The organism is Vibrio sp. E14 (genome assembly GCF_020515785.1).
GTDB classification, from domain to species: domain Bacteria; phylum Pseudomonadota; class Gammaproteobacteria; order Enterobacterales; family Vibrionaceae; genus Vibrio; species Vibrio diabolicus.
This window is the reverse complement of record NZ_JAHPJI010000003.1, coordinates 41920-68912: the sequence shown is the minus strand read 5'-3', so window position 1 is coordinate 68912 and position 26993 is coordinate 41920. Positions and strand designations below refer to the sequence as shown.

23 protein-coding genes and 2 pseudogenes are annotated in these 26993 nt (G+C 44.2%); 10 read left to right on the top strand and 15 right to left on the bottom strand.

The window, feature by feature from the left end:
- The first annotated feature begins 194 nt into the window (after positions 1-194).
- Positions 195-1373 (top strand): lytic polysaccharide monooxygenase, encoded by a 1179-nt coding sequence (locus LIX84_RS09825; RefSeq protein ID WP_226421186.1) that lies wholly within the window; start codon positions 195-197, stop codon positions 1371-1373.
- A gap of 116 nt (positions 1374-1489) precedes the next feature.
- On the opposite strand, the gene LIX84_RS09820 is transcribed toward LIX84_RS09825, so the two are convergent.
- The 3 genes from LIX84_RS09820 to LIX84_RS09810 are packed head-to-tail and all read right to left on the bottom strand — an operon-like array spanning position 1490 to position 3119.
- Positions 1490-2110, bottom strand: coding sequence for an HAD-IB family hydrolase (locus tag LIX84_RS09820; RefSeq protein ID WP_048625535.1), 621 nt, complete (start codon positions 2108-2110; stop codon positions 1490-1492).
- 38 nt (positions 2111-2148) lie between these two features.
- Positions 2149-2460, bottom strand: coding sequence for a cupin domain-containing protein (locus LIX84_RS09815; RefSeq protein ID WP_226421185.1), 312 nt, complete (start codon positions 2458-2460; stop codon positions 2149-2151).
- Positions 2461-2468: 8 nt separating this feature from the next.
- Positions 2469-3119, bottom strand: coding sequence for a Qnr family pentapeptide repeat protein (locus tag LIX84_RS09810; protein ID WP_005460782.1), 651 nt, complete (start codon positions 3117-3119; stop codon positions 2469-2471).
- Positions 3120-3616: 497 nt separating this feature from the next.
- Between LIX84_RS09810 and ompW the strand changes: the two genes are divergently transcribed.
- The 3 genes from ompW (at position 3617) to LIX84_RS09795 (ending at position 6988) form a co-directional block, all read left to right on the top strand.
- On the top strand, positions 3617-4261 hold the full coding sequence (ompW, locus tag LIX84_RS09805; RefSeq protein ID WP_005391962.1) for an outer membrane protein OmpW: 645 nt from the start codon (positions 3617-3619) through the stop codon (positions 4259-4261).
- 214 nt (positions 4262-4475) lie between these two features.
- Positions 4476-5501, top strand: a complete 1026-nt coding sequence (locus LIX84_RS09800; RefSeq protein ID WP_226421184.1) for an HlyD family secretion protein — start codon at positions 4476-4478, stop codon at positions 5499-5501.
- Positions 5498-6988, top strand: a complete 1491-nt coding sequence (locus tag LIX84_RS09795; RefSeq protein WP_226421183.1) for an MDR family MFS transporter — start codon at positions 5498-5500, stop codon at positions 6986-6988. Before LIX84_RS09800 ends, LIX84_RS09795 begins: the two co-directional genes overlap by 4 nt.
- A 96-nt stretch (positions 6989-7084) precedes the next feature.
- Here LIX84_RS09795 and LIX84_RS09790 read toward each other — a convergent pair whose 3' ends face one another.
- Positions 7085-7330 carry a Rho-binding antiterminator gene (locus LIX84_RS09790; RefSeq protein WP_020841653.1) on the bottom strand — a complete coding sequence of 82 codons (246 nt, stop codon included), beginning with the start codon at positions 7328-7330 and terminating at the stop codon, positions 7085-7087.
- Positions 7331-7510: 180 nt separating this feature from the next.
- Between LIX84_RS09790 and LIX84_RS09785 the strand changes: the two genes are divergently transcribed.
- The 3 genes from LIX84_RS09785 (at position 7511) to ygjK (ending at position 12676) form a co-directional block, all read left to right on the top strand.
- The gene (locus LIX84_RS09785; protein WP_226421182.1) at positions 7511-8647 is read left to right on the top strand and encodes an MBL fold metallo-hydrolase; all 1137 of its coding nucleotides are present in this window, start codon (positions 7511-7513) and stop codon (positions 8645-8647) included.
- Between the two features lie 455 nt (positions 8648-9102).
- A complete protein-coding gene (locus LIX84_RS09780; RefSeq protein ID WP_020841655.1) occupies positions 9103-9870 on the top strand; it encodes a hypothetical protein in 768 nt (255 codons plus the stop codon).
- 115 nt (positions 9871-9985) lie between these two features.
- A complete protein-coding gene (gene ygjK, locus LIX84_RS09775; RefSeq protein WP_226421181.1) occupies positions 9986-12676 on the top strand; it encodes an alpha-glucosidase in 2691 nt (896 codons plus the stop codon).
- Between the two features lie 133 nt (positions 12677-12809).
- Here the strand turns inward: ygjK and LIX84_RS09770 are convergent, their stop codons facing one another.
- The 7 genes and pseudogenes from LIX84_RS09770 to LIX84_RS09740 all read right to left on the bottom strand — a co-directional run bounded on the left by LIX84_RS09770 (position 12810) and on the right by LIX84_RS09740 (position 18112).
- Positions 12810-13322, bottom strand: a complete 513-nt coding sequence (locus LIX84_RS09770; protein WP_046875590.1) for an O-acetyl-ADP-ribose deacetylase — start codon at positions 13320-13322, stop codon at positions 12810-12812.
- Between the two features lie 59 nt (positions 13323-13381).
- A complete protein-coding gene (locus tag LIX84_RS09765; RefSeq protein ID WP_005391937.1) occupies positions 13382-13807 on the bottom strand; it encodes a VOC family protein in 426 nt (141 codons plus the stop codon).
- Positions 13808-13961: 154 nt separating this feature from the next.
- Positions 13962-14282, bottom strand: coding sequence for a hypothetical protein (locus LIX84_RS09760; RefSeq protein ID WP_226421180.1), 321 nt, complete (start codon positions 14280-14282; stop codon positions 13962-13964).
- On the bottom strand, positions 14254-14805 hold the full coding sequence (locus LIX84_RS09755; protein ID WP_226421179.1) for a LysR family transcriptional regulator: 552 nt from the start codon (positions 14803-14805) through the stop codon (positions 14254-14256). Before LIX84_RS09755 ends, LIX84_RS09760 begins: the two co-directional genes overlap by 29 nt.
- A gap of 151 nt (positions 14806-14956) precedes the next feature.
- Positions 14957-16147, bottom strand: a pseudogene (locus LIX84_RS09750) (DUF1254 domain-containing protein); the annotation flags it as partial.
- Between the two features lie 404 nt (positions 16148-16551).
- The gene (locus LIX84_RS09745; protein ID WP_226421178.1) at positions 16552-17001 is read right to left on the bottom strand and encodes a hypothetical protein; all 450 of its coding nucleotides are present in this window, start codon (positions 16999-17001) and stop codon (positions 16552-16554) included.
- 631 nt (positions 17002-17632) lie between these two features.
- A complete protein-coding gene (locus LIX84_RS09740) occupies positions 17633-18112 on the bottom strand; it encodes a DUF1456 family protein (RefSeq protein WP_226421177.1) in 480 nt (159 codons plus the stop codon).
- A gap of 770 nt (positions 18113-18882) precedes the next feature.
- Between LIX84_RS09740 and LIX84_RS09735 the strand changes: the two are divergent.
- Positions 18883-19092 (top strand): annotated as a pseudogene (locus tag LIX84_RS09735) (hypothetical protein).
- Positions 19093-19317: 225 nt separating this feature from the next.
- Here LIX84_RS09735 and LIX84_RS09730 read toward each other — a convergent pair.
- Positions 19318-19482, bottom strand: a complete 165-nt coding sequence (locus LIX84_RS09730) for a hypothetical protein (protein ID WP_165603430.1) — start codon at positions 19480-19482, stop codon at positions 19318-19320.
- Positions 19483-19957: 475 nt separating this feature from the next.
- On the opposite strand from LIX84_RS09730, the gene LIX84_RS09725 reads away from it, so the two are divergent.
- Both LIX84_RS09725 and acnA read left to right on the top strand, forming a co-directional pair.
- Positions 19958-20170: a cold-shock protein gene (locus LIX84_RS09725; protein ID WP_005378997.1), complete on the top strand. Its 213-nt coding sequence runs from the start codon at positions 19958-19960 to the stop codon at positions 20168-20170.
- 243 nt (positions 20171-20413) lie between these two features.
- A complete protein-coding gene (gene acnA / locus LIX84_RS09720) occupies positions 20414-23137 on the top strand; it encodes an aconitate hydratase AcnA (RefSeq protein WP_031815845.1) in 2724 nt (907 codons plus the stop codon).
- A gap of 76 nt (positions 23138-23213) precedes the next feature.
- On the opposite strand, the gene nhaA is transcribed toward acnA, so the two are convergent.
- From nhaA to hflK, 3 genes are read right to left on the bottom strand one after another with little or no spacing between them, the layout of a single operon-like run.
- Positions 23214-24557 carry a Na+/H+ antiporter NhaA gene (gene nhaA / locus LIX84_RS09715; RefSeq protein ID WP_226421176.1) on the bottom strand — a complete coding sequence of 448 codons (1344 nt, stop codon included), beginning with the start codon at positions 24555-24557 and terminating at the stop codon, positions 23214-23216.
- Positions 24550-25542 (bottom strand): protease modulator HflC, encoded by a 993-nt coding sequence (hflC, locus tag LIX84_RS09710; protein ID WP_047009879.1) that lies wholly within the window; start codon positions 25540-25542, stop codon positions 24550-24552. Before hflC ends, nhaA begins: the two co-directional genes overlap by 8 nt.
- Positions 25539-26597 carry an FtsH protease activity modulator HflK gene (gene hflK, locus LIX84_RS09705; RefSeq protein ID WP_024703480.1) on the bottom strand — a complete coding sequence of 353 codons (1059 nt, stop codon included), beginning with the start codon at positions 26595-26597 and terminating at the stop codon, positions 25539-25541. Before hflK ends, hflC begins: the two co-directional genes overlap by 4 nt.
- Positions 26598-26993 lie beyond the last annotated feature (396 nt).

Below are 26993 nucleotides of genomic sequence, written 5' to 3'. Positions count from 1 at the left end.
TTGTGGCACATGAATTTGAAGTGACTCGAAAGAGTCAGTCGAGTATGAGATCAGTACACAACAAATGCTGGAAAGCAGATGGCACTCTTACAATTTCCACCTTTATTCTCACCTTCGAAATAATCTCATCCTGCTAGTTTTGCTTAAACCGCTTGTGTTCATGAGCGGCGAGTCAGCAAATTTAAGGATGAACGATGAAATCACATGTAACACTTCCTCTTTTGAGCTTAAGCGCTGTTGCCGCATTGAGCTCATTTAACGTCAACGCCCACGGCTGGGTAGAATTTCCAAGTGCTCGTCAGAATACGTGTTATTTAGACGGTGGTTTTTGGACCAATGAGATCCCCAACCAAGCGTGTAAAGCGGCTTTTGAAGAATCTGGTGCTTACCCGTTTGTGCAACGCAGTGAAATTGCAGCAAACGTACCAAATTACCGAGATATGGAGCATGTCAAAGCCGTAGTCCGTGACGGCGAACTGTGTTCTGCCGGCGATGCCGCTAAGAAAGGCTTGAACATTCCTTCTCCAAACTGGCAGCGCACCAATGTTACGCCAGATGCAAATAACCAGATTGAATTGGTGTTTTACGGCAAGGCGCCGCACAACCCATCGTACTGGGAATTCTATCTCACCAAGCCGACTTATGATGATTCAAAACCTCTTACTTGGGGGGATTTAGAGCTGATCGACACCGCAGGTGATGTGTATGTCGATGCGGAAAAACGCTACCGTATTCAGGTGACTTTCCCTGCTGATCGTTCGGGCGATGCGGTACTTTACACTCGTTGGCAGCGTATTGATGTTGCTGGTGAAGGTTTCTACAACTGTAGTGACATTACGTTAAACGGAACAGGCACGACGCCACCGACTGACCCTGTTGATCCAACCGAACCGGGCAACAATCTGACATCTCTAGGCTACTTTGTTCAGCAAGGTTTTGGGCCAGTAGAGTCTGGCGATACGGTGCGTTTCCGTACGTTTAATGCGACAGGCAATGAAATTGTTGATATTTCACTGCCAATCAGCGCAAACAATACGACGACTTGGGCGGCAGAAATTGCGGATCAATTTAACGCGCAGCAAACGGGCGATTGGTATGTGGGCATTTGGCATCAAGAGATGAACCACTACATGTTCGATGGTAAGAACGTGAATGCGAACCAAGTATTAGCGCCAAGCGCAGACTTCAGTTATGCGTTGTCACTGATCAAAGCGGATGTACCGCCACCAGTTGAACCAACCAACTTGTGGGACAAGACGGCTGTTTACGACCAAGGTGATGTGGTGACGCACAACGGTAAAGAATGGACCGCTCAGTGGTGGACGTCTGGTGAGGAACCAGGCACAACGGGTCAATGGGGTGTATGGCGTTAAGCCATTTATTCGGGCCCTGATCAATAAAACCCTTCTCATGTGAGAAGGGTTTGTTTTTTCAGTCTAAAACGACCACTTTGGTGGAGTGGTTGTCTTGAAAATCAGAGCACATATCGTTATTCGCTTGCTCTCCACTCGATCCAGTTGAGCATCGCGTAGTCTGCCAGTTTGAGCATCGGAATGTCTTCGTGTGTATCACCGTAGGCATAAATAGACTCAAACTCGTCGAGCGAAAACGCCGCCTTAACGCGCGAGACTTTTCTTTCTAAACTGCAATCACCTTGCTGGTAAAAGCCACTCAGTTTTGGCTGTTCTGAGATCAGTTCACTGCACAGCAAGCGGTAACCGTTCGCTTCACACCAAGGCTTGAGATACGCATTGAGTGATGCCGACACCACCACAATGGTATCGCCTCTGTGTTGATGCCACGCCAACCTTTCCATCGCTTCTGGCCGTAAGTACAGCGGGATCACTTCATGGGCAAACTGAGCGCCAATCGCTTCAATTTGCTGCGTTTCTTTCCCTGAAAATGCAATAAAACTGCTGAGCGGACGCATAAGACGAGCGGGTAACACTCCGAGTTTGTACAGCGCATAAAATGGCATGATAGCGACCTTTCCTACTCGTTTGCGCAGGCCATAAGCAGAATAGTGGAGGAAAAGGCTAAACATATCCTCTCGGGTGATGGTGCCATCAAAATCAAACAGTGCCAGTGACGGCTTGGTAGTATCGAGCAAATTCAGCGCCTATTTTTCGATTTAAGATCGTTTTGTGTTTATTGATAAAACACTGCCAACCAAATGGTTTCTTGCGTTGGGTCAGTCCAGCTCACTTTGTGTTTGGTATGAGCCGGAATCGTAACGTGATCGCCTGCCTCAAGTCGTTTCACTACACCTGATTCAAAAGTCAGCTCTCCAGCTCCTTTAAGAACCAATACCCATTCATGTTCTTCTTGATCGTACCAGCCACTTTCGGGCGAGGCTTGCCCCGTTGAGACAATGCGTTCTATACGCAGGTTTTTGTGGATCAGCAGGTCTTCGAACACTTCCTCGTCGAGGTTATTCGGTAAGTCTTTAAACAGGTTCATGCCTTTCCTTAGAGAATGATCAGTCCAAAAGGCGCAAGCAATTGCTCTTGTTGCCAATCACAAATTTTAACACCAAACAGAGAAACGCGGCGAACATCTAGCCCGTCTAGTTCGACATGAGTCAGATCACACTGCTCAACGTTAAAGGTTCCCCATTGTTCTGGCGAGAATTCGCAGCGAGATAAATCCGAGCCTTTGAGAGTTGCCCCTGCGAGGTTCGCACCGTTCCAACGGTTTTCAAAGAGGTCACATTTTTCTAGTAACACTCGCTCGAAGTTACAGTAGGTGAGGTTGCAGCCAGTAATAAAAGCAGAACAGAAAAACATGGTGTTACTGACGCGATTAGCAAAGTTCGCACCTTGGAAGTTTGCCCCTTTGAGATCGCACTTACGCAGCTCCAAGCCCATACAATTTGCGCCGTTAAACAGGCTCATCGCCAACATACAGTTCGTAAAGCTGGCGTCTTTTAAGTTCGCGAAGCGAAAACTACACCCTTCTAGCGCTTTGGATTCGATAAAGCGACAGTCGATGAACTTAGCATCGCGCAGATCGGCATGGTCGAAACTGCACATATAAAAGTGGCAGTTTTTAAAGGTGGCATTCTGAAAATCGTGATGAGAAAAGTTTTCTCGTTCAAAAATGAGATCGGTTTTTAACATGTCTTCTCCTTAGCTGCGAGCAGACTAGCACTCCAAGTGACTGATTTTCCAGAAAAATAACTTCTTGTATTTCAGTGTTTTACAAACCCCTCAAATCGCAATTTTAAGGGGTCAAACGAGCGTTTTAAGTGGGTTGTTTTTTGAAAATAGAAGACGTAGAGGAAGAAAAAAGTTTTTGCTGGCTACGAGGCCCTAGCGAGAGGATTCGTGTTTTTGAGTAGGCATGGCTTCTCACACGCACAGTTTGCATTACAGAATTGTATCCGATTTGCATAATTTGTTGATCGGTATGGCGTTTCTCTATACAAAAAACCTATATTTTTCACAAATTGATTTCCATCAAAATAGTAGGGTTTCTATGTGCTAGATTGCGCGCAGCTCAAAAAAATATAGATGCCCGTGTGCTTCAAGGCGCTGAGTTTACTTGAAATCTAAGGCCAGTCAGCAGGCACACCTTTGGGTACGACATAACGAAGCCCTATAAAAGGAAATAAAAAATGAAAAAAACAATCTGCAGTCTAGCAGTGGTTGCTGCACTCGTGTCACCAAGTGTTTTCGCTCATAAACAAGGTGACTTCGTTCTTCGTGTTGGTGCGGCGTCTGTCGTTCCTAATGACAGCAGCGATAAGATTCTTGGTTCTCAAGAAGAATTGAAAGTGGATTCAAATACGCAGCTTGGTTTGACGTTTGGCTACATGTTCACAGATAACATCAGCCTAGAGCTTCTAGCAGCAACACCATTCAGCCACGATATCTCAACAGATTTGTTAGGTCTTGGTGATATCGCGGACACCAAACACCTTCCACCAACGCTTATGGTTCAGTACTACTTTGGCGAGCCACAAAGTAAGTTCCGTCCATACGTTGGTGCAGGTCTCAACTACACCATGTTCTTTGATGAGGGCTTCAATAGCACGGGTAAAGGCGCTGGCCTTTCAGATCTTAAGTTGGATGACTCATTCGGTCTAGCAGCGAATATTGGTGTGGACTACATGATCAACGATCAATGGTTCCTCAACGCTGCTGCGTGGTACGCAAACATTGAAACAGAAGCAACTTACAAAGCAGGTGGAGCGAAGCAAAAAACCGACGTCAAAATTAACCCTTGGGTATTTATGATCAGCGGCGGTTACAAGTTCTAAGAAAAACCAGTAGTTACACGCACATTACTATTATTGGCATGACTTTGGGGGCGGTTACGGGGACTGCCCCTCTTTTTTATCCTCGTTTTGATTGCACATCATTTACTCAACTTAGCAACATGCAAAATTGGATCTTTACCTTGCAGATCATTTTATTGTCGGAAGATCGAAAAGTCCTACACTGATCACATAATTGAACAAGTGGACAATATAAATGAGCGGCGACATCGCGAAGCATTCTTCCTCCAGAGCTAAGCTGGTAAAAACTCTTTTCTTTACTCTCTGTGTTATCGCATTTGGTGCGATGTATTGGTCTTGGCAGTATTCAGACAGTCACCCAAGCACGGAAGATGCCTACGTTAGGGCAAAAATTTTGTCGGTAGCGCCACAGGTAAAAGGCCAAGTGGTTTCCGTGGATGTCAAAGATTTCCAATCTGTTAACAAAGGTGACCTACTGCTGAAGATAGATTCACGCCCATATTTGTTGGCAGTGAAGCAAGCCAAAGCGGCATACCAATTGGCGGTCCAGCAACATGACGTTGCCGATAAGCAGGTAACTGAAGCCGTTGCGGGCTTAGATGCGGCGCGCTCTAACCTGACAGAAGCGCAAGTGGAGTACAAACGTACGGATTCCTTGGTGAAACGCAAACTGGCGTCGGACCAAGATTTAGATACGGCGAAAAACAAACTTGCCAATGCCCAAGCGAGCCTGGAGCAAGCGCGCGCGACGGTAGAAAAAGCCATTGCGAACCGTGGTGAAGAAGGCGCAGAGGCTGCGGTTGTTCAACAAGCGGCAGCACAGTTAGCGCAAGCGGAGCTGAACTTGAGTTACACCGACATTACGTCACCAGTGGATGGCATTGCCGGCGAAATCAATACGCACGTAGGCTCGGTCGTTAGCGTGGGTCAAACGCTGTTCCCTTTGATTTTAAAAGACAGCTATTGGGTACGCGCGAACTTTAAAGAAACCGATCTTACTCATATTAAACCTGGCATGCATGCGGATGTGGTGATTGATATGTACCCAGACGTGGTGTGGAAAGCAACGGTAGCACAACTGTCGCCTGCGAGTGGTACATCGTTCTCCTTGATGCCACCAGAAAACGCAACGGGTAACTGGGTCAAAATCAAACAGCGTTTCCCTGTACGTTTGGCATTAGAAGTACCAGTCGATGCGCCGCAACTTCGCGTGGGTGCGAGCTCAGAAGTCACCATTGATTTGCAAAGTAGCGTGCAATGAGCCATCAAATTACGGCAGACAAACGGGGTATTGCCACCGTCGCCGTGATGCTTTCTGCCATCATGGTGTTAATCGATATGACCGTTGCGAACGTGTCGCTATCGCACATGATGGGCACGTTGGGCGCAACAGCAGACCAAATTACTTGGGTGCTGACGGGTTACAGCATGGCGGAAGCGATCTTCATTCCGATGACCAGTTTCTGGGTGTCTCGCTTTGGTGAACGCAAAGTCATGCTGGTTGCCGTGATCGGTTTTGTGATTGCCAGTGCGCTTTGTGGGCAAGCACAGTCGCTTGAAGAGATGGTGCTATTTCGCATTATCCAAGGCGCTTTCGGCGCGTCGGTGATTCCATTGGCGCAGTCGACGTTAGTGCAGATTTATCCGTACGAGCAAAAAGGCAAAGCGATGGCGATTTTCTCCATCGGCATTTTGCTTGGTCCTATTTTGGGCCCAGTCGTGGGTGGCGTGATCACCGACAACATCAACTGGCGCTGGATTTTTTACATCAACTTGCCATTCGGTTTGATCTGTACCTCTTTGATTTATCGCTATATCCACATCGACAACAAATCCAAACCTAACTTTGACTGGTGGATCATCGGTTACATGGCGTTAGGTGTGGGCGCGTTGCAGTTTGTGTTGGATAAAGGGAACGAAGAAGACTGGCTCAACTCACGCATGATTCAGACGGCGATATTGCTCGCGGTCATGGGATTGGTTATGTGGATCCATCGCAGTTGGAAAACCAAAAGCCCAATAGCGCCATTATGGCTGCTTAAAGACCGAAATCTTATGGTCTCGTCGCTGATGATTGCTGTGGTGTCGATGGCGATGTTTGGTCTGACGACTCAACAACCGATGTTGTTGGAAAGCTTGCTGAATTATCCGGTCTCAACCACTGGCTTGTTAATGGCACCGCGTGGATTGGCGTCAGCGGCGATGTTGATTTTGGTGATTAAACTCAATCCGCAATTCGATCCCAGAATCAAAATAGTCTTTGGCTTGAGCTGCATCGGGATTGGTAGTTATTTGATGACGCAATACTCACTGCAGATCGATACATTTTGGATTGTGATGCCGAGTATGATTCAGGGCATGGGGCTTGGTTTAACCTTCTCGACGCTGTCCACCTTGGCGTATTTAACGATTCCGAAAGAGCAATCTGTCGCGGCGGCAAGTATTTACAATTTGTTCCGTACGATTGGTAGTTCGTTTGGTATCTCTATCGCCACCACGTTCCAATATCGTGATAGTCAGCAGCAATGGCATGCGCTGGGAGAGGGTATTAATCCTTATAATCCTAACTTGCATGACTGGGCGGCCAATCAGGGGCTTTCTATTACCGACCCGGTTGCGTTAGACCAATACCAACAGATGTTGCAGCAGCAATCGCAAATGGTTGCGTTTGTACACACTTTCCAGCTTGTAGGAGTGATGTTCGTGATCATGATGCCGATGCTGGTTTTCATCCGATCGCGTGAATAACAACAAGTTCCGGTGAATCGTGTCAGAGAACGCCTCTCAAGTTGTATTTGCTTGAGAGGTGTTTTTTATTGGACGGTGTCAATGAAAGACGGACGTTTACTCAAACGTCACTTCATCAAAATGCGGATTGGCTTTGAGCGCGCGCATTGCGACTAATTGTTCAGTCGGGAAGGCGATGTGCTCACCATCCATATCTAAAAACAAGCACTCTTGTCGCTGCATGTCGTAGCCTGTGTCGAACGCGTTGCCCTGATGAGTTTCACCATTTTTTAGTGTGATCTCGATCGGGAGCTTAAACATACAGGCGATTTCAATAAAATCGTATTGGCTGCAAGTCACCATAGTTTTCTCCTTTCAAACCGACGCAGTATTCAGAAGGTTTGAGAACCGTTTCCTTAAATAGAAGACGTTTGATTGAAACTGAATCTTCATCTTACACCTCATTTTGGTCACGAAATAGACATACACGCACGTTTTAATAAACCTACTGTTGAGCGTTCACAAGCGAGACAAAATAACGATATGTCTGAGACGATACTTAAGCGCACATACCTAACGAGTGAACAAAAGACACAAAAGCCAAGTTCACTGATTCCGCCTCAAACCTACCATGCGCAGTTGGCGCACCGTGTTCACCACTCGCCTCAATTTGAAAACGGCCGCGTTAAAAACGAGATGCCAAACGTCCCTAGTCCGCAATCATTCTGGCAGGTGTGTTGGAGTTATCTTGGTGGTAGAACGCCGTTGAGTCCTAACGAACATTTGCCACATTCCCCAATTCAACCCACGCAGTTTGCGCAGCGAAGTGAATCGATGCGCCTTACTTGGCTGGGCCACTCTAGTATGCTGGTGGAGGTCGATGGCATTCGAATTCTGACCGATCCGGTATTTGATTACGCTTCTCCGTTCATCGCAAAAGCGTGGTTTGAACGCAATATTCCCAATACTCACGCCAGAGATTGTTTGCCGATTCCTGAAATTATCGTGATTTCGCACGATCATTACGACCATTTAGAAGCGTCGACCATACGTTTCTACGCCGATAAGCCCGTGACGTTTTATGTGCCCTTAGGGGTTGGCAAGCATCTGATAAAGTGGGGCGTTTGCGCAGACAACATCGTGGAATTCGATTGGTGGGATAGCGTGCACTATGCTGGAATCGAACTGATTTGTACGCCTGCTAACCATAATTCGGGTCGTACTTATTTCGATAAAAACGCGACCCTGTGGGCTTCTTGGGTCATCAAAGGCAAAGAAGAGACGCTCTATTTTAGTGGCGATTCAGCTTACGATTCGCACTTTTCCGAGATCGCACTGCGATGTGGACCAATCGACATTGCCTGTTTGGAGGTGGCTGCCGATGTGAAAGGCCAAGGTTATCCGGTCGAAAACTGGGGGCACATGCAGGCTCATCATACCGTGCAAGCGTTTCGCGATTTAAATGCGAAAAAACTGTTGCCAGTACATTGGGCTACATACGAACTGTTTACTCACCGCTGGGACGAACCGATTTTAGATTTGCTTACCCATTGTCAAAAAGAACATATAACGCTGCTGACGCCAATGCCGGGGCAGAGTTTTTACGTTCATCAAGAACATATAAATAAACAATGGTGGCGAGAAAAAGAAATATGTGAGCCAGATATAATTTTGACTTAATAACATGATCTTACTTCAATAATTATTTTATAAATTAACCTTGTTATTTTCAGAATATAACAAGGTTTTTACTGGTCATTGAAATTAAAAATTTCCATAGATTCACTTTCCAATTGTGATCTCACGCTTTTATAAATCGATTGGTGTCATTTTTTGATACTTTTCATCTGAAAATTTGCGCTCTTATCAGAAAAGTTTTAGTAAAAATCTTTGCTATCTTAATTTTACTCTTCAAAACAATTATACTGACTATTATCTTGATAAGCCCATAGAGCAATGGCTATAACTTGTTCTGGATGGGTAAAATGTATCCAGTTAAAGAAAAGTAAAAAATCTAATGGATAAGACATGTTTTACGCCAACAAGATAGAATATTGAGACCAAAATCACAAGAGTAGGACTCTCTTGAATTTATCATCATGGATGCTGAATAAATAAAATACAGGCATTGTTAGATGAATAATTCTGCAACGTATTTACTTGCTGCTTTACGAGAAAAAATAAAAGAAAAAGGCATTGGATATTCTGAGCTTTCTATTGGACTTGGAATCCCGCTTTCTACTATAAAAAGACAGCTTCACAATACGTCTCTTGGTTTAGATAAAATCTTGTTGTACGCCACGCACCTAGATACGGATTTGGTTGAGTTATCCATGCGAGGTAAGCAGCTGCAGCAAGAGAGTGAACAGTTTATCACCGACACCAACAGTGAGATTTTTCATCAATATCCTCACTTATTTGATTTTCTTTATCTTTTGCGTCGACCTGAGTGGTCTTTAGAAGAGATCGCACGGAGATACCAGCTGAGTGATACTTCCGTTGCGCTCTATTTACGTGCACTAGAAATGATGGATTACATTGAACTGAAAGGGGATAAACACTATCAATTTAAAGATACAGGCCGCTTTATTTTTGAAGAAGGTTCAAATTTAGACACGCTATTTGCACAGCGCTTTCGTGAAGAAGTGTTTAGTCACGATATTCGACCCCCAATTTGTGTTGGACGTATTGCGATTACCGAAGAACAAGAAGAAAAGCTGGCAAATGAAGTGTACAACAAATTAATTGAGTTTGATGTTCAAAATAAAACCAGTGAAAACAGTCAACGACTAAAAAACGTTTTACTCACTTTTACACCTGGTAATCAGATATTTTTGGCTGACACAATTCCGAATATTAATGGCGATTTATTAAAAGCCATCACTATCGCTAAAGAAAAATAAAAGAATAATTATCGGAAGCTTGTGCTTATTTAGTGCGAGCCGGGCTTCTGCACACTAAAAACACTCATTTATATAAATGAGAATATAAAAATAACGTAAATAATAGGGAAAAAGTATGTTTAAAAAGAGCACACTTGCCATTCTGATCGGGGCTACTATTTCGCTTGTTGGATGTGGTTCCAATGATAAAACTGAAATCCGTTTACCACAGGCGCCAACTTCGGAATTTACTAACGTGATTGATCGTACTGGTAATCCAACTTACCTGCGTGATTACGACAGTTATTCGAACCTGAAGTACAACGCGTTGACGGATAACGGCGCGTGGCATGGCCATTTGCTACCTGAAGATGCGGCGGGTTATGGCGCTTTCGGCGGTATTATGCAAGTGACGCAAGAGTACGCGCATTTTATGTCTGGCCAAACGTTCGACAAGCTCACGTTGACCGACAAAGTGAGTGGCCAAACTTACGACTTATCGAACGCAGAAGCGAAAGTCTATTCCATTCCAGGTGCGTTAGTGCAGGTGTTGGACTTGGAGGATATTCACGTGCAAATGGTGCTGCGCTTCGTCACTGATCGCTCTTCGCTGGTGGAAACGCTCATCACTAACAAAACTGATCGTGATATGAACTTGGCGTTGGAGTGGGACGGCGAGTTGGTGAAATACGCGCTGTCGACGCGCAAAGACCAAACCGTTGCGCAGTACTACCCAGATTACAAGCGCCAGATTTCGACCATCGAGAGCGGCATTAAAATTAACTTTAGCGAGATGAAAGACAACTGGGCGATCCGTAATGATCGCGATGCCGAGTTCCGCATTACTCGTTCTCTACCGACGAAGACGTTCACCAACGAAACCTCATTCAGTTCTACCGCGGAGATGAGCCTACCAGCTGAGCAAACATCGGTGGTTTATACGGCGTATTCTAACCTGCACAATGCGAAAGAAGTGCAGTCAGAATCGTTGAAATTGCAAGATGTATTAGCGAATCCAACTCAATACATGGAAGCGTCGAAAGCGCGTTGGGACGGCTATTTAGCGAATGGTCTCATTAACAAAGAAGCGACAGCAGACCAAGCTCGTGTGGCCGTAAAAGCGATGGAAACCCTAAACGGTAACTGGCGCTCTGCGGCGGGCGATATTGAACAAGCGACAGTCACGCCATCGGTCACTGCGCGTTGGTTCTCTGGTAACTTAACGTGGCCGTGGGATTCGTGGAAACAAGCGTACGCGATGGCGCATTTCAACCCAGATGTTGCGATGGACAACATTCGCACGGTATTCCAAGAACAAGTTCAAGCTGATGACAAGATTCGTCCGCAAGACAAAGGCTATTTGCTGGATGTGTTGACGTACACCAAACCTGTTAGTCGTGGTGGTGCTGGCTCTGAAAACTGGAACGAACGCAATACGAAACCATCGTTGGCGGCATGGTCTGTGATGGAGGTGTATCACGCTCTCGTGAACCAGTTTGATCGCCCAGAAGACGCGCAAAAATTCATTGATGAAATGTATCCGAAGTTGGTGGCATACCACGATTGGTGGCTATCAAACCGCGACCACAACCAAAATGGTGTGCCTGAATACGGCGCGGCAGTGGACCCAGCACACAACACGGAAGAAGGCGTGATGTACGTTTGGGTAGAAACGCGCGATCCTAACTTCACGACCATTATTCCGGCAGAAGACATCATCGAGCAAAACGGCAATTCTTATAAAGTAAAAGGCATGGCGTCTTACAATAAGATTCTCGATGAAGTGGATTACATGACGATTCACGTCGGCGCACAAGAAGCGGCGGGCTGGGAATCGGGCATGGATAACGCGGCTCGTTTTGGCTTTATCTACAACATCCACAACATGAATTCGCAAGCTGAAGACATCAGCAATCCAGACAAAAATGTGGATCAACTTGGTCGCTACGCGGCAAGTGCGTACGGCTTTGATAACAGCATCAAGCTGGAAGGCGAAGAGTGGGTGTACAGCAATACGTCAGCGGAAAACTTAGCGAAACTCGATCTTGCGAAGAAAGATTGGGAAGTTCGTTTTGCAGAAAATCGCACCAACAATAATGCTGCGGACGGCGAGCTGCTTGGCTTCTCTATGCTGCAAGAATCGGTGGATCAAGCCTCTTACATGTACTCAGACAACAAATACTTAGCGGAAATGGCGAAGTTGGTGTCCGATGGCGTAGAAGGTAAAGATCGTGCGCAAGAATTCCTTAACGGCGCAGAAAAAATCAAGACTTACATTAACCAATGTATGTTTGATGAAAGCACAGGATTCTTCTACGACATTCACTTAAATGTGGCTGAAGACGGCACTACTCCTGCACCTCTTGCAAATGGCTGTGCGGGTTTGCCGATTGTAGAGCGTGGACGTGGCCCTGAAGGTTGGTCGCCGCTGTTTAATGGTGCAGCAACGCAAGAGCATGCCGATAAAGTGATCGCGGTGATGCGAGATCAAGACGAGTTCAACACGCCAGATAAATTCCAAGGAACGGGTGTGCCTTTGCCGACCGCATCGCAAACTAACCCTGCTTACGGTAAAGATGTGTACTGGCGTGGTCGCGTGTGGCTAGACCAAGTGTACTTTGGCTTCCGTGCGATGGAAAACTACGGCTACAAAGAAGAAGCGATTGCGATGGCGAATGAGCTGTTTAACAACGCAGAAGGTATGACGGGTGACATGCCAATCCGTGAAAACTACAACCCAGAGACGGGCGCGGTACAAGGTGCGTCGAACTTCTCTTGGTCTGCGGCGCATTTGTACATGATGTACAACGGATTCTTCAAAAACTAGATCGCACACATTAGGCGCTTTGGATGACCCCCCTAGTATTCGTAGCGCTTAACGAACGATAATTCAGTGATAAATAAGACAAACCGGACTGTATTGGCAGTCCGGTTTTTTTATGTCTCTTGTCACACAGATTTTAGTGCTGGGTCAGGGCGCGTTGCCAAATCGAAAGCATCTCTTCACTAAACAAGTAAAAGCGCATGTCGAGTGCCGCGTATTCCGGTCTTTGGCAAACGGCCATCGCGACTTCTGCTGCTTCTTGGGGCGGGTAACCATACACTCCGCAAGAAATCGCAGGCAGTGCCACACTTTGGCAATGCTTGTCGAGCGCGAGATCCAGCGAACGTTGATATGCAGATTCCAACACCGCTTTTGGATCGGCGAATTTATCGTAAATCGGGCCAACGGCATGAATGACGTAACGCGCGTTTAAATTGCCAGCCTCAGTAATGCGTGCGTCACCAAACGGGCATCGAATACCGTCGACATCATCAACGGCATAACACGCATTGATAAGCGCAGGCCCTGCTGCGCGATGAATGGCACCATCGACGCCACCTCCGCCGAGCATTCTCGGGTTTGCTGCATTCACGATGGCATCGACATGTGCGGTGGTAATGTCGCCTTGGACTAACGAGATCGCGTTCATTTTTTTGAGCCTTCTACAATGATGAGAAACAAATGGTCAGTAACACAGTTAAGTGTAGCTTACTCATCAATCACTTGAGGTTTTAACTCGACGACATTTCCTTCCGGATCATGTATATAGAGTGATCTACCGAACCCTTGTGCGCCATACCGCTTCGCAAACTCTTCGGTTTCAATGCCGTTCGAACGCAGATATTCCAGTATTTCATTTTCGGAAAAAGGCGCTAGTTGCAGGCAAAAATGGTCAATATTACGACCATTTTGAACTGGTGGCTTTCCGCCAAGTTGCCCTAACTCGCTGTCCACCGTCACCACATCAATCAATGCGTTACCAGCCCTGAGCTGGGTTAAACCAAGCTCCATTACTTCGCGCTCGACAGGGCAGCCCAAAATATCTCGATAGAAATGCAACATGGCGTCGAGGTTGCACGTTCTTAACACGACATGATCAAGGGCTTGGATTGCGATTGGGTTGTTGGTGGGCATGCTTCACTCCTTTTGTGCGGTTATGGAAAAGTATACGACCTGAACGTCCATATTGATCGTTAAGCCATTTTTAACATATGCGCATTTAGTCATAAAGAGTGCGTTTAAGAAGAGAGAAAGAGTTTTTGGCGAAACGCCTTGATGTGCGACCGAGTCAGGCGTTTAGGCCTGTAGCAAATTGGTCACGCGCCCAAGCTCGCAAACATTGATGGGAAGTGCTGGATTCATCTCGTTTATGGAAAATCAGCTTATAGCTGACTGGCTCGGAAAACATTGGAGTTTGAATGACTTGCAGATTCAAAGCCGATTGCCATTTCTGCGCCAAAGACAGGGGAAGCACGCCTAAGCAATCGTGTTTCGCCACATAAAGCATCATGCCAGAGAGCGATGTTGTCATCATTTCCACATCACGCTCTTGCAGCCCTGGCTGGTGAATTTCGGTGTTGCTAACTGGGAAGTCTTCGTCTCCGGACAAACCGACAGTGCTTTTCAGAATAAAACTGTTCTTGTTCGATTTTTCCTGCGATACGTGGGTGATCTTGACGACAAATCACCACCATTGGCTCTTCAAAAATTGACTCACTGATAAATGATGGGTCATGAATGGTCGTTGGGCTAATAATCAAATCGATCTGTTTAAGTCGTAGATCGTTCAATAACGAAGGTAAATCCGTATCGGCGCAAATGCTGATCGTGTTGGTTGGTGTGATGCGGTGGAGCAGCGCTTCGTTACAGCTCAGGCGGAAAGTGCTTTGATCGGAAATGGCATCATTGATCATCGCAAACGCCTGATGAAATTTAGGTAGCAACTGATGCGCTACAGAAGTGAGTTTGATTTGTCGCCCATCCTTCACAAATAACGATTTGTTGGTTTCTTTTTCCAAACGCTTCATGGATGCGCTAATCGCTGGCTGAGTTAGCCCTAGGTGCTCTGCGGCGCGAGAGTAAGATTGATATTCAGCAACAATTAAAAAGGTTTGGATTAGATTAAAATCCATACGATACCTAAATAAAAATAATCACTAGATTCAGTGGGCGTCTCTTTGATTTTTGGGCTAGATGTTCGCCCTAGGCACCCACCTTGAAATAAGCCTCCTTAACGCACTTACGAGCTAAGGAGGCGACAGAGTAGTGGTTCGTTAAAACGAATTATTTAACTACTTTGATTTCAGGCATTTGATACTCACCACTTTGGATTGCATCGTCTGCGCCGTAAAAACGCATGATGGCGTAGAACGGTTTTTCAGGTACTGGCAAGAAGTTTGGATCGTCTGCTCGGCCTTTCTCGTTCGCACTCATGTAAATGGTGTAGTAACCGTCTTTGTCCGCTTTCATGGTTCGGTCGCCACGGCTGTGACGGTTTAGGTCGTTTTTCGCCATCAAACGGTTGTCGTTGCCGTAAATAGTAACAGACCAGAATTCGCTGACGTTCGGCGCTTTAAAGCGCATCACGTAATCATGCTTCGAACCATCCAGTTTTTGACCAGTGCTGTCGAAATCTGATTTACGGTAAGACGCTTCGATAGGTGGTAAACCCCACTGACCAAGGTAAGTACCTTCTGCAAAAATATCGCGTGGCGCATCACCCAAGGTATCGCGTGTACCAAGCAACGTACGAGCATCTGTCATTTTAGGTGCAAGTTCGACGAGGTGTTCCATGCCTTTCTTCTCACCAACTTTTGCCAGTTTTAGCTGCTCAGGTGTGAAGTCAGTTTTGCATGGTTCAACGCCGATAGATTGGTATTTGTCCAACCACTGTTTGTCTGCATTGCCCATCGAGCCATCACATAGCACGAAGTTCACGCGTTCAAGCCATGTTGAATTTTTTGGATCTGGATACGTTCTTTGTACTGGTTTTGGCCCGTTCTTACCTAAATATTCCGATAGGGTACGAATGTTCCATTGGTCCATGTAGTTAAGCGCGACTTTTGCGTCTTCGTCATTCACTGCCATGATGCGACCCATCAGCTTCACAAGATTGCTGTCTACGCGAACCACTTCGTCGACAGACGCTGGCACTTCACCTTGCCAATCTTGTGCTGCAAACATGAACTGGCCGCCTTTTGTGCCGCGAGTACGAGAACTGAACGCTGCGTTGGTGTAGTGGCCCATGTCCATTGTGTGCAAGATCCAGTAACGGCCTTCATCCATATCAGGCACGCTCACAATGACAGGTTCTGCAGCAACATCTAACCAGCCCATAAGGTGAAGCGTATCGTTATTAATGGTTGGGTGAGCGGTGTAAGAGTCATCAGCTAGAGCACGAATATTCTGAAAGCGGTTGAGTGGATAGTTGTTTTCTACCGCCGTGTGATAGAAAAACTTGTACGCTTCATCAATTTATGGCTACCTTTTGTAGATCTTCATGATATTAATTAGTTAAAACGTAAATTTAAACAGCATCTTATGTATTAATGGTGCTTTACAAAAATCCATTAATTGTAAATGAACAGTGACATGGACCCACAATTGCTCAATAATCGACCAGATTGAATCAAAAAAAGGTAGAATATTTTCGCTACCAAGAGGGTTTAGGTGTAATTAAATTACATCTATTTAGGCCTCAGAAAGATCTGAAATGTTGGTGGACTCTTTCGAGTTAGGAATTGTGTTCGTGACGAGCCACTTCGGATAAGCTGAGTTTAGGCTAAGCGAAGTTGACGAATTTGTTGTTTGAGAGCATTGGCTGCTGGCGCAGCCAAAAGAATGCTATTGCCTATTGACCGGAGACGGGCTCATATGTGTTAGCTATAATTTTTCCGCAAAATATCCATCTCTTTTTTCAGTTGCTGCTTGAATTCTTCACTTATCTCTATGATTCTAGGGATGTCATTCGTTTTGGCTGTTGGATTTTCAAAAGTACCATTACCTAGCGCAAGGCATTCATCAATCATACTCTGAAGCTCAGGACTAAGCAGATGCTGGTGAGCAACGAAATTTTTAAGGTTAGATTGATCCATGAAGAATGTTGGTAAAGTTTGATTTGCAGAAACTACTACCGTATACAGAGGACCATACAATACCGAAAGCTTTTTATCGATTAAAGCTCTCTTTTCCTTCTTCGACTCTCTAATTTCGTAAAGAATGAAATCTTTAAAAACCATTATTAATATTGCAGTCACAGCACCAATGAGAGCAGGAATAACCACTTTCCCTGAATCGGTTGATATAAATGATTCTATTGATTCGAACATCTAAACCTCCTTTTATAGCTAACGCCCTACTCAGTGACGCGTTAGCGGCCGGCAACATTGGTTTGTTATGTTCGTCTGTCTCCGTTGAGCTTTGTTTCAGACCAACGTCCTCATGCCTACGAAAGCTAGAATTAACTCTTTCTTCTAAGCCACCCCAGTCAATCGTTAGCGCTGCCAGTAAGATCTGAACTATAATCAAAACCCCAACAAGCAATGAATATTTCCTATTGAATCGAAGATTTTGAACCTGCATTTCACTATTTAATCCAGATAGCCTACGATCTATAGATGCTTTTAATTTATCAGCAAGCGCAAGCCTATATTTTGCAATTCTTTTTGCACTATCCGACTACAAGATATCTGGAACATCTTGACCAGAATAGTGCCCCCTAACTGGCTTAAGGTTTTAGCTTGGGTTTATCTTGGTAGGGTCATAGGGGGGCGGTGTGTGTCTGGATTCTAAAAGCCGACCAGATTTCAGCGTGGTTTGATAGGTATTTGCTGAAGAAAGACAAAGAGTAGACGTGATTGTGAAGCTCTAATATCGGTCTTTAGCATGATAAAAGCGAGTAGCCAAATAAAATGGTTCTCGCTTTTTTAATCAATTACCACGTTCGATTCGAGATAAAAATTACCCAGTAAACTCTTCAGAATCGGGACGATTGGTAAACTGCACACCATTTAAGAAGTCGCACAGCAGTTGGTCTTCACACTGTTTGTAGTTTTTGTTGTTTGGCTTGCGGAAATACGCACCAATTTCGTATTTACTTAAACTAATACCAACCACTTCTAATACGTCCAACACATCTTCTGCTTTCATGTCTAGCGCAATACGCAGCTTCATGAGAATCATGTTGTTGGTCAACGTGACTTCTGGCTTAGGTTGCTCGCCGTCTTTTTTTCCTCGCTTGAGGTTAATAAAGCCATTTAAGAATACCGCTAACTCTTGATCCTTCATCTTAACGCAAGATTTGTCGCTTTCATCTTTTAACCAGTTTGCCACTTTATCGTGAGTCACAGTGACTTCGGCCTGCCCGAAAGCTTTCATTATCTGCGCGTTTTTAAGGTTTAATGCGTGTTGGATACGACGTAAAATTTCGTTGTTAGTCACTAGGGATTCCTAAAATGAGCTCTAAGGGTGAATAAAAATCCATCAATGACATGCGATCTGTGGGTGTCTTTATTCAATAGCGTAGTTGACGGTGACTCTAACAGAGAACACGTTTCTTCGGTAGGTTAAAAAATAGAAATAAGACGGCCTATTCGAACTAGTTGGCTAAGTTGATAAGACCCCACTTTCATAGACACTATGCTGATTAGAAAGAAGTAGGTCAAACCACCTCACTGTGAGTTGTGAGGTTGAACGTTACTGGCAAGGAATGGGGCAAAGGTGTGTTTACTGTGATCGGTTTCAGCACACCTCTGGACAAAAGTTGGTTAGGAAATTTACTCTATTTAGACTATTAGGTGTTAGGAAAAGTATGGGGGCTGCACTATTCCCCTTAATGCATGCTCAATATTTGCCCATTGAAAGACCGTGCTCTTCAATAGATAATCTCTAAGCATCATTAGCACCCACGACATGTCTGGGAGGGACATCATAGCGAGAGCGGCGTTATGTTGCTTAAACAATGGTGGGCGATGATAAATGTCAGTCATAGTGCGCATTGGTTTGTGGATTTGGAGCGTACAGCGAGAGTCGAACTCGCATCATCATATTGGAAGGTAGAGAAGTAGGCTTTGCGTTCATATTTCTTGATAATCAGTGATTTGACTAGTCAATTTTAATCAAGAAGGCTAAGTCAGTTAGAACGCTATAGCATGAAAAAGTGCTATATTGAAAGCATCACATCTTCACGCCCCCACAGAAGGAATAATACTATGCCGACCTACCAGGTCACTTACTTCAACGTGAGACACGCCGTGATGGATAGCGAAGCTATCTTCATGAAAAACCTAACGAACGCAAAGCGCTCAGCAGAGCATCATGCGCCAGAGGGGACTGACCAAATTGAAATCAAAGATTGAATGGATCAAGTTCTGACTCGGTTGACGCTTGAGCAAGGCTGGGTTGATAACATCGAAGACTGACATTGCCTAGCAATCACGGTTCGTTTGGAGTGTCATCAATAAATACACAGGCTTGATTAGTTTTTCGTATTAGCCTTTGACACAGTTTAATTTGTTTGTCTGTCAAAGCCTGTTCACAGTAGAGTTGGTCGAGTAAACCTGCAAGCATGTCTCTTTCCAAGTTACTCAGTTTTTCAGAATGCATGAGGAGTGTCGTATTGATAAGTTCAGAGAGGTTTCTTGAACTCACAATCCCCATTCCTTATCCCACTTCTTTTGTTCCTCAATATCTTCTATTCGTTTGCGGACATCCTTTCTCTTCAACTCTTCTGGTATCCGCTTAATCCTTTTTCCTTTCGGATTAAGACCAAGTTGTTTCTGCTTTTGTGTCGGTTTAGGTAACTTGCTCACATATAATCCTATTTTGATGATTGACTGAATTTCGCACCGCATCCACGTTGGCTATGAAAGAAACAATGATACTACACAAGTCAGCATAAAATAGACAAAAGTGAGTAACAGCACTAGTTAAATTAGCATTGTAAGTATCGCAAAAACCAGCTAGTTGCAACTTCGGCTATTTGCTCGCAGTCGGCATAAAGTCATTTTTTGTTAGCTAACGCATTAGAAACTTACTAATATTTTTTAAAATCATAACCTTACGACCTAATTAAAATATGACCGAAGACTAAACTAACTATTTTCAATTTAAGGCTTATACTTAAAGTAGCTCCGCGAATTTGAGTTATTTTTTCATTATAAAACAAGTTTCCTTTCACAGTTATTTTCGAAATTTTTCGTTTAACTTCTGCGACAGCCCTCTTGAGTGACTATGAAATAGCTCTAGTTACCAGAGCCTTAACCTATAGGATTAGTCGAGGTATATATGTCTGACAGAGAAACTGGATCAGTAAAATGGTTTAACGAGAATAAAGGCTTTGGATTTATCACCAAAGATAGTGATGGCAAGGATATTTTTGTCCATTTCCGTTCGATTTCGTCTGATGGATTTAAGACCCTGTTGGAAGGGCAAAAAGTAAGTTTTGAAGTTGAACCAGGTGAGAAAGGACCGCACGCAACAAACGTGGCTCTCATCTAGATACGGCTGAAGGCATAGCAATCGAAAGCTTTGCCTTCATTTTTGTCTAGTTATTGTTTGATGGTAAAAGTCCATTCCAACTTCTTCCTTCTTTTCGAAATTCAACTCTGATCCTTTCAGGTTATAGATTTTCAGCTGATCAAAGCTATTTGGATATGGGAAATATAAAAGTGTCCCAGAAAACAGTCTATGACAAGGAGGTGCCTTTTATAAAGGTCAACCATCATTGAAAGGAAACAAATCATGATACCCACCAACGAGAAAACATGGCGCCAAACATATCTAAGTTCACTGAATTTAAAAGGTACAGAATATAGATACTGGTCATTAAAAAAACTTGCCCAAGATTATCAAGTAAACCTGTCCAAAATTCCCGTAACTAAACGTCTGCTTATTGAAAATGTAATGCGACAAACCTCTGATTTAAAAGAGTCATCTCAAATTATTGAAGCATTGCTCTTTAAAAATAAGGCTATGGGCTCAGAGAGCAATGGTAATTCATCAGAATTAAGTTTCTATCCTAGTAGAGTACTGATGCAGGACTATACTGGGATACCTGCTTTAGTCGATTTAGCCGCAATAAGAGATGCAGTAGCTCAAGAAGGCGGAGATCCGAGTTATGTAACACCCAAATGTCCGGTTGATCTTGTCATTGATCATTCGTTAATTGTTTATCAATCAGGTTCAGAATCTTCGATACAAACAAATCGCGCACATGAAATGGCACGAAATAGAGAGCGTTATACATTTCTAAAATGGGCACAAAAAAACTTCCGTAACTTGACAGTGATCCCTCCCGGTAAGGGGATATGCCATCAAGTTAATCTGGAATATCTATCTCAAGTTGTGCGCGAAGACGAAAAAAGAGTGTTAACACCAGACACGGTAATAGGAACCGATAGCCACACCACTATGATAAACGGGTTAGGAGTGTTGGGTTGGGGAGTGGGAGGCATAGAAGCCGAAGCTGCAATGCTTGGTCAGCCACTAAATATCGCTATCCCACGAGTTGTCGGAGTACGTCTTGATGGGCAATTGCGTCCCGGTGTGACTGCGACCGATTTGGTTTTGACGATCACAGAAAGATTAAGGTCTCATGGCGTGGTTGGTAAGTTCGTTGAGTACTATGGTGACGGCTTAGGCACTCTATCTGTGGCAGACCGAGCAACGCTTGCCAATATGGCACCAGAGTATGGAGCCACTTGCGGATTTTTCCCAATTGATGAAAATACGATCGCCTATTTAACCCTGACAAACCGCCCTTCTTCACTGATTGATAGAGTTCGGGCGTACGCTCTAGAGCAAGAGCTATGGTGGGATACAAACCGCCCTTCACCAGAGTATGACGAAAATGTTGTAGTCGATTTATCTGCTATCGGTACCTCAATAGCAGGGCCCAAACGACCTCAAGACAGACTTAATATCAGCGCCATTAAGCAAGCGACTCTTGACCAATGTGCTATTGAAGGTGCCGCAAACTCAAGCCAGCCAGGCTCATCCAGACCCTTACATCATGGTGATGTCGTCATTGCAGCTATCACCTCGTGCACTAACACGTCAAACCCCGCTGTTATGCTGACTGCGGGTTTGGTGGCTAAGGCAGCAGTTAAAAAAGGGTTAACCGTTCCTAGCTACGTCAAAACTTCTCTCGCACCCGGTTCATTAGCTGTCGCTCGATATCTCAATGATACGGGTTTGCAAGACTACCTCGACCTATTGGGATTTCATCGAGTTGGATACGGTTGCACAACATGCATTGGTAACTCTGGCCCATTAAAAAACAATCTTGAAACTGAGATCTCGGAAAACGGCCTGAATGTATCGGCGGTATTATCAGGTAATCGCAACTTTGAAGGTAGAGTACACCCCTCTGTTAGCCTAAACTGGCTTGCCTCGCCACCTTTAGTCGTCGCATTTGCGTTAGCGGGTACGACCTGTATTGACTTAGAAAAAGACCCAATTGCGCTCAATAGTAACAACGAGCCCGTCTATCTAAAAGATCTGTGGCCAAGCCAAGCCATGCTGGATGAAATGCTAAATCAAGTCCATGAGAGCCACTTTAGATTGAGCTACAGCGACATTACTGAAGGTGATGAAGAGTGGGAACAATTGTCAATGAAAGATAGCCCCTGCTACCCTTGGGACGAAGGCTCTACTTACATACAACGCCCTCCTTTTTTGGAAATACCACCGCCGACTTTTCCTGTTGAATCAGCGCGTGTATTAGCCATTTTGGGGGATTCAATTACGACCGACCATATTTCACCAGCAGGCCGCATTTCAGAACATAGTCCGGCGGGTCAATATCTACTTTCAAAAAACATCACACCCGAAGAGTTTAATAGCTATGGTTCACGCCGAGGAAATCATCACATCATGGTTCGTGGGACTTTTTCAAATGTACGTTTGGAAAACAAAATCGCCTCCCCGACGATAGGCGGTGTCACGCGATGTTACGGCGATACCAAACTGGATGACTGTAACATGTCAACCACTGAGAAAGCGCCTCCCATCATTCCTATTTACGACGCCAGCAGGAGGTCAATCGAACTTAACGTTCCGTTGGTAATATTTGCTGGCAAAGACTATGGTTCAGGCTCTAGTCGTGACTGGGCGGCAAAAGGTTGTTTGTTATTGAATGTGAAAGCGGTCATCGCGGAATCGTTTGAGCGAATTCATCGTAGTAATTTAGTCGGTATGGGCATACTGCCTCTTCAACTGATGCGACCAGATGAATTAAATTCACTGACTTTAGAGGGTAATGAGACTGTTTTTATTGCCCCCCACGAACCTATTAAGCCGTTATTGGAGCTCAATATTATCGTAGTAACAGCGCAAGGTGCTGAGCTCACCATACCTGTTACTGCTCGTATAGATAACCCTAAGGAACTGGAGTATTTTAACTCGGGGGGTATTCTTCAATATGTTCTGAAGCAGCTGACAGCTAATATTCCTAAAATGTCATAGTGAAGTCTCGCGTCTTAGATTACGGGGTAGCAGTCTGCGGTAGTTTTTCACCGCAGACTGTCTATACATTTCAGATTCAGATGTTGTTCTGTTTTTCTCTTACAGAGAAATACCGTAAAAAAGTGAGACCGAGTAAAGCTGAACAGATGGAAGCTGAGAAAATTCCAAGTTTTGCTGCATTAATTTGATCAGGGCTATAGGCTAACTCTGAGATAAACAAGGCCATCGTAAAGCCAATGCCAGCCAACATCCCACCCCCCAAAATCATTCCCCAATTCATATTTTCTGGAAGCATGGCTAACCGGAGTCTTACGGATATCCAACTGAACAGCACAATACCTATAGGCTTGCCAAAAACAAAACCCCAAAAGACAGCAAAAGTAATTGGAGACGTTGCGTTCGTACTGGTTAGTGAAATCCCAGCATTAGCAAAGGCGAATAGTGGTAAGATGATAAACCCGACCCAAGGATGAAGTAACATTTCTAAGCGCTCGACCGGTGAAAGCGTTTCACGGGCCGCCGCCGCAGCTGTCCTTAAAGTCTCTCCTTCAATCTTATCTCCGCTCCATTGCTTCATAGGAGATGATGCCACTATTGAGTCCACAATAGTGGAGAGGTGTTGCTTGCTGACCCACTTATTTGTGGGGGTTAATAAGCCTAGAATCACACCAGTAATTGTCGGATGTATACCAGACATGTCGACCGACAACCATATCATTCCTCCAACAAGAGAGAAGAGTACAATACTGCGAACTCCCAAGAAGCTCATACCTCGAACAATAATAAAACCTATCAATGCATAAACCACGGGCCGCCATTCAATGTCATTACCATAACCAATAGCCACAACAAAGATTGCGCCAATATCATCGACTACGGCCATTGATAACATGAATATTCGTAAGCTACTCGGAATACTTCGTCCTAAGAGCGCTAGGCACCCGATTACAAATGCGGTATCCGTCGCCATCACAGTCCCCCAACCATGATGCCCTGGCTCACCAAATTGGATAAATAAATAGAAAAGAGGAGGTAACAACATCCCACCAAGAGCGGCAGCAATGGAAAGTACAGCTAATTTTGGATTACGAAGTTCACCCAGCACCAATTCACGCTTAAGTTCTAAGGCAATGAGAAAGAAAAACAAAGTCATTCCAGCATCGTTTATCCATTTGTGTAAAGAACGCTCAAAGACTAAATCACCGAAAGTAATCCCTACCGAAATCTGCCAAAAATGAGCAAGCTCTTCACTTAGATTTGAATTGGCAAGTAAAACAGCAAGTACTGCTGAAACAAATAGAACAATGCCTGCTGCGGATTCAATATGTATAAAACGGTTTACTGGTTGAGCAACCCAATCAATGTACTCTTTTGGTAATCGAGTCGGATTAGTTGGTACTATTGGGATTTTTTTACTCATTGTTTTCAACTGTAGGTATTAAGTTACCTTCAATGCTATTGAGAAACCTGAATATGTCACTGTTAGTAGATAAAACAAGCGTTGTATTTTCTGAAATGATAGTTGAGTAAGACTGCATTGTTCGCGTGAACTCATAAAGGTCTCTCGCTTGAGGGCTTTTATTGTAAGCTAACGAATAAATTTCGGCGGCTTTGGCATCAGCTTGTCCGCGAATCTCTTCGACTTCACGATAGGCTTCAGACTGGATTTTATTCAAATCTCTGATGCGGTCGCCACGAATCCTCGCAGCTTCCCCATTCCCTTCGGATAAAAAACGTTCCGCGATTTGCCGACGCTCACTAATCATTCGCTCGTAAATTTTAGGGCGAACACTTTCATTGTAATTAATACGTTTGAAGCGAATATCGAGCAATTCAATACCAAATATCTTTATTTTTTCTGACGCAGCAGAGAATATTTCTTGTTCTACTAGTTGACGCCCTTTTTTAATAGGAACAAGGGTGCCAATTTTTAACTCTCCTTCAGTGTCACTTAATAAGGCATCTCGTAACGGTTTTCTGTTTTTGTTGGTACGAATTATTTCGATTAGTTCATGCTTTGCGACAGCATTTCGCGTCTCACTTCCCAAAATATCGTCAAGACGAGATTGTGCACTACGCTCATCTTTGATTCTTAAAAAGTATTGAAGTGGGTCGATTATTCGCCACCGAGCGAATAAATCAACTGAAATATACAGCTTATCTTTTGTGGGCATATCGGAAGGGTTGCCATCCCACTCCAACACTCTTTTGTCTATAGTGTTAATCTCATGAATGAATGGCATTTTTATCTTTAACCCGGCATCCACAACAGGTTCTCCTATTGGCTTCCCAAACTGAGTAATAATGACCTGTTGTACTTCACTCACGGTGTAAAGTGCGTTGTATATACCAAGAGAGACACATAAAACTAATGCGGTTATGACTCCTATTTTTTTCGGTTTCATTGTGCATCTCCTTGTGTCTTATTGAGATTAAGTAAAGGTAAGATATTGTTTGCTCGCTCATCAATGATAATTTTGGCCCGAATATTCGGTAATACAGCTTGCATGGTTTCTAAGTAGATTCTTCGTTTGGTCACTTCTGGAGCTTTAACGTACTCAAACAATAGTGCATTAAATCGCGCTGTATCCCCCTCGGCTTCATTCACTCTTTTTAAACGATAACCATCAGCCTCTCTGATCCTTTGATCTTTTTCTCCTAAAGCTAAAGGGATCACTTTGTTGTAATCTCGACGAGCTTCATTAATAAGCTTTTCTTTTTCCTGTTGGGCTTGGTTCACTTCGTTAAATGATGCCTGAACAGGTTGAGGAGGGTTGATGTTTTTCAATTGCACTTGGTCAATGCTTATCCCTAAGGCATATTTCGTTGAGAGCGCCTGCATTTTTGAAAGCGCTTCATATTCAATTTCTTGTCGGCCTATTGTGATCACTTCATCCACAGTTCTATCCCCGACAACTTCACGCATTACGGACTCAGAAACATATCGAAGCGTTTCACTAGGTTCCCGGACTTCGAACAAAAACTTAATAGGTTCAGAAATTCGATATTGAACTACCCACTCCACAAGGGCAGCATTTAAATCACCAGTGACCATTTGTGTCTCTTGGCGACGATCGTTCACTCTGGGACTTTGGTGAGGATCATTAGCTCCTGGCGTCGTAAAACCAAACTCTTGTTTCAGCTGACGTTTAACTGGAACTATTTTTACCGTGTCAATACCAAGTGGAACCTTGATATGGAGCCCCGCAGGAACATTATTTACATACTTACCAAAGCGTTGTATGACAGCGACAGAATCACTTGGAACGGTATAAAATGTTGACCATAAAATGAGAGCTAAAAATAAAATAATAAATGGAGAAAAAAAGCTCGACGGTCCGCCACCGATAAGAATTTTCTTGAAGTGCTGAAGAATAGTATGAAAAGCTTTTTTCAAATGTGGAGGATCTTGCTGACCTCCGCCCCAGGGGTTTCCTGAAGAATTGTTACTTGGGAGCATGAGCATGCCCTCCGGCTATAGGTAAGGAATTTGACCTATGCAAAATTGAATGAGGTAGGTAGCGCTTAATCAACTAGAGTAAATTGTGTGCAGTTTACGATTAGTTACTAAGTGTTGCCTTAGGATAGGGACGGTCTATTTAAACTTCTAATATAATCAGAAATTATTAGCTAGTATGATTTCTAACTATATCTCAAGCTCTACAGTAACCCCTAATTACTAGGCTCTTTTTATCGCTAGCGTTATGCGACGTGTAGTTATGTGAGAGCATACATCTTTAACTATTATTATAGGTTATTTATGTCCGCATAAGGACAGATTTGGCGATTTTTCTACAACGGAACAAGCCTTGTAGAAAAGTATGACTCGAAAAAACTAAGAGAGCGGCCGTTCTAG

What these genes read in the sequence shown, in the direction of transcription:
- LIX84_RS09825 (WP_226421186.1), top strand. Translation starts at nt 195, where the DNA reads ATGAAATCACATGTAACACTTCCTCTTTTGAGCTTAAGCGCTGTTGCC.
- LIX84_RS09815 (WP_226421185.1), bottom strand. Translation starts at nt 2,460, where the DNA reads ATGAACCTGTTTAAAGACTTACCGAATAACCTCGACGAGGAAGTGTTC.
- LIX84_RS09810 (WP_005460782.1), bottom strand. Translation starts at nt 3,119, where the DNA reads ATGTTAAAAACCGATCTCATTTTTGAACGAGAAAACTTTTCTCATCAC.
- ompW (WP_005391962.1), top strand. Translation starts at nt 3,617, where the DNA reads ATGAAAAAAACAATCTGCAGTCTAGCAGTGGTTGCTGCACTCGTGTCA.
- LIX84_RS09800 (WP_226421184.1), top strand. Translation starts at nt 4,476, where the DNA reads ATGAGCGGCGACATCGCGAAGCATTCTTCCTCCAGAGCTAAGCTGGTA.
- LIX84_RS09795 (WP_226421183.1), top strand. Translation starts at nt 5,498, where the DNA reads ATGAGCCATCAAATTACGGCAGACAAACGGGGTATTGCCACCGTCGCC.
- LIX84_RS09790 (WP_020841653.1), bottom strand. Translation starts at nt 7,330, where the DNA reads ATGGTGACTTGCAGCCAATACGATTTTATTGAAATCGCCTGTATGTTT.
- LIX84_RS09785 (WP_226421182.1), top strand. Translation starts at nt 7,511, where the DNA reads ATGTCTGAGACGATACTTAAGCGCACATACCTAACGAGTGAACAAAAG.
- LIX84_RS09780 (WP_020841655.1), top strand. Translation starts at nt 9,103, where the DNA reads ATGAATAATTCTGCAACGTATTTACTTGCTGCTTTACGAGAAAAAATA.
- ygjK (WP_226421181.1), top strand. Translation starts at nt 9,986, where the DNA reads ATGTTTAAAAAGAGCACACTTGCCATTCTGATCGGGGCTACTATTTCG.
- LIX84_RS09770 (WP_046875590.1), bottom strand. Translation starts at nt 13,322, where the DNA reads ATGAACGCGATCTCGTTAGTCCAAGGCGACATTACCACCGCACATGTC.
- LIX84_RS09765 (WP_005391937.1), bottom strand. Translation starts at nt 13,807, where the DNA reads ATGCCCACCAACAACCCAATCGCAATCCAAGCCCTTGATCATGTCGTG.
- LIX84_RS09755 (WP_226421179.1), bottom strand. Translation starts at nt 14,805, where the DNA reads ATGGATTTTAATCTAATCCAAACCTTTTTAATTGTTGCTGAATATCAA.
- LIX84_RS09745 (WP_226421178.1), bottom strand. Translation starts at nt 17,001, where the DNA reads ATGTTCGAATCAATAGAATCATTTATATCAACCGATTCAGGGAAAGTG.
- LIX84_RS09725 (WP_005378997.1), top strand. Translation starts at nt 19,958, where the DNA reads ATGTCTGACAGAGAAACTGGATCAGTAAAATGGTTTAACGAGAATAAA.
- acnA (WP_031815845.1), top strand. Translation starts at nt 20,414, where the DNA reads ATGATACCCACCAACGAGAAAACATGGCGCCAAACATATCTAAGTTCA.
- nhaA (WP_226421176.1), bottom strand. Translation starts at nt 24,557, where the DNA reads ATGAGTAAAAAAATCCCAATAGTACCAACTAATCCGACTCGATTACCA.
- hflC (WP_047009879.1), bottom strand. Translation starts at nt 25,542, where the DNA reads ATGAAACCGAAAAAAATAGGAGTCATAACCGCATTAGTTTTATGTGTC.
- hflK (WP_024703480.1), bottom strand. Translation starts at nt 26,597, where the DNA reads ATGCTCCCAAGTAACAATTCTTCAGGAAACCCCTGGGGCGGAGGTCAG.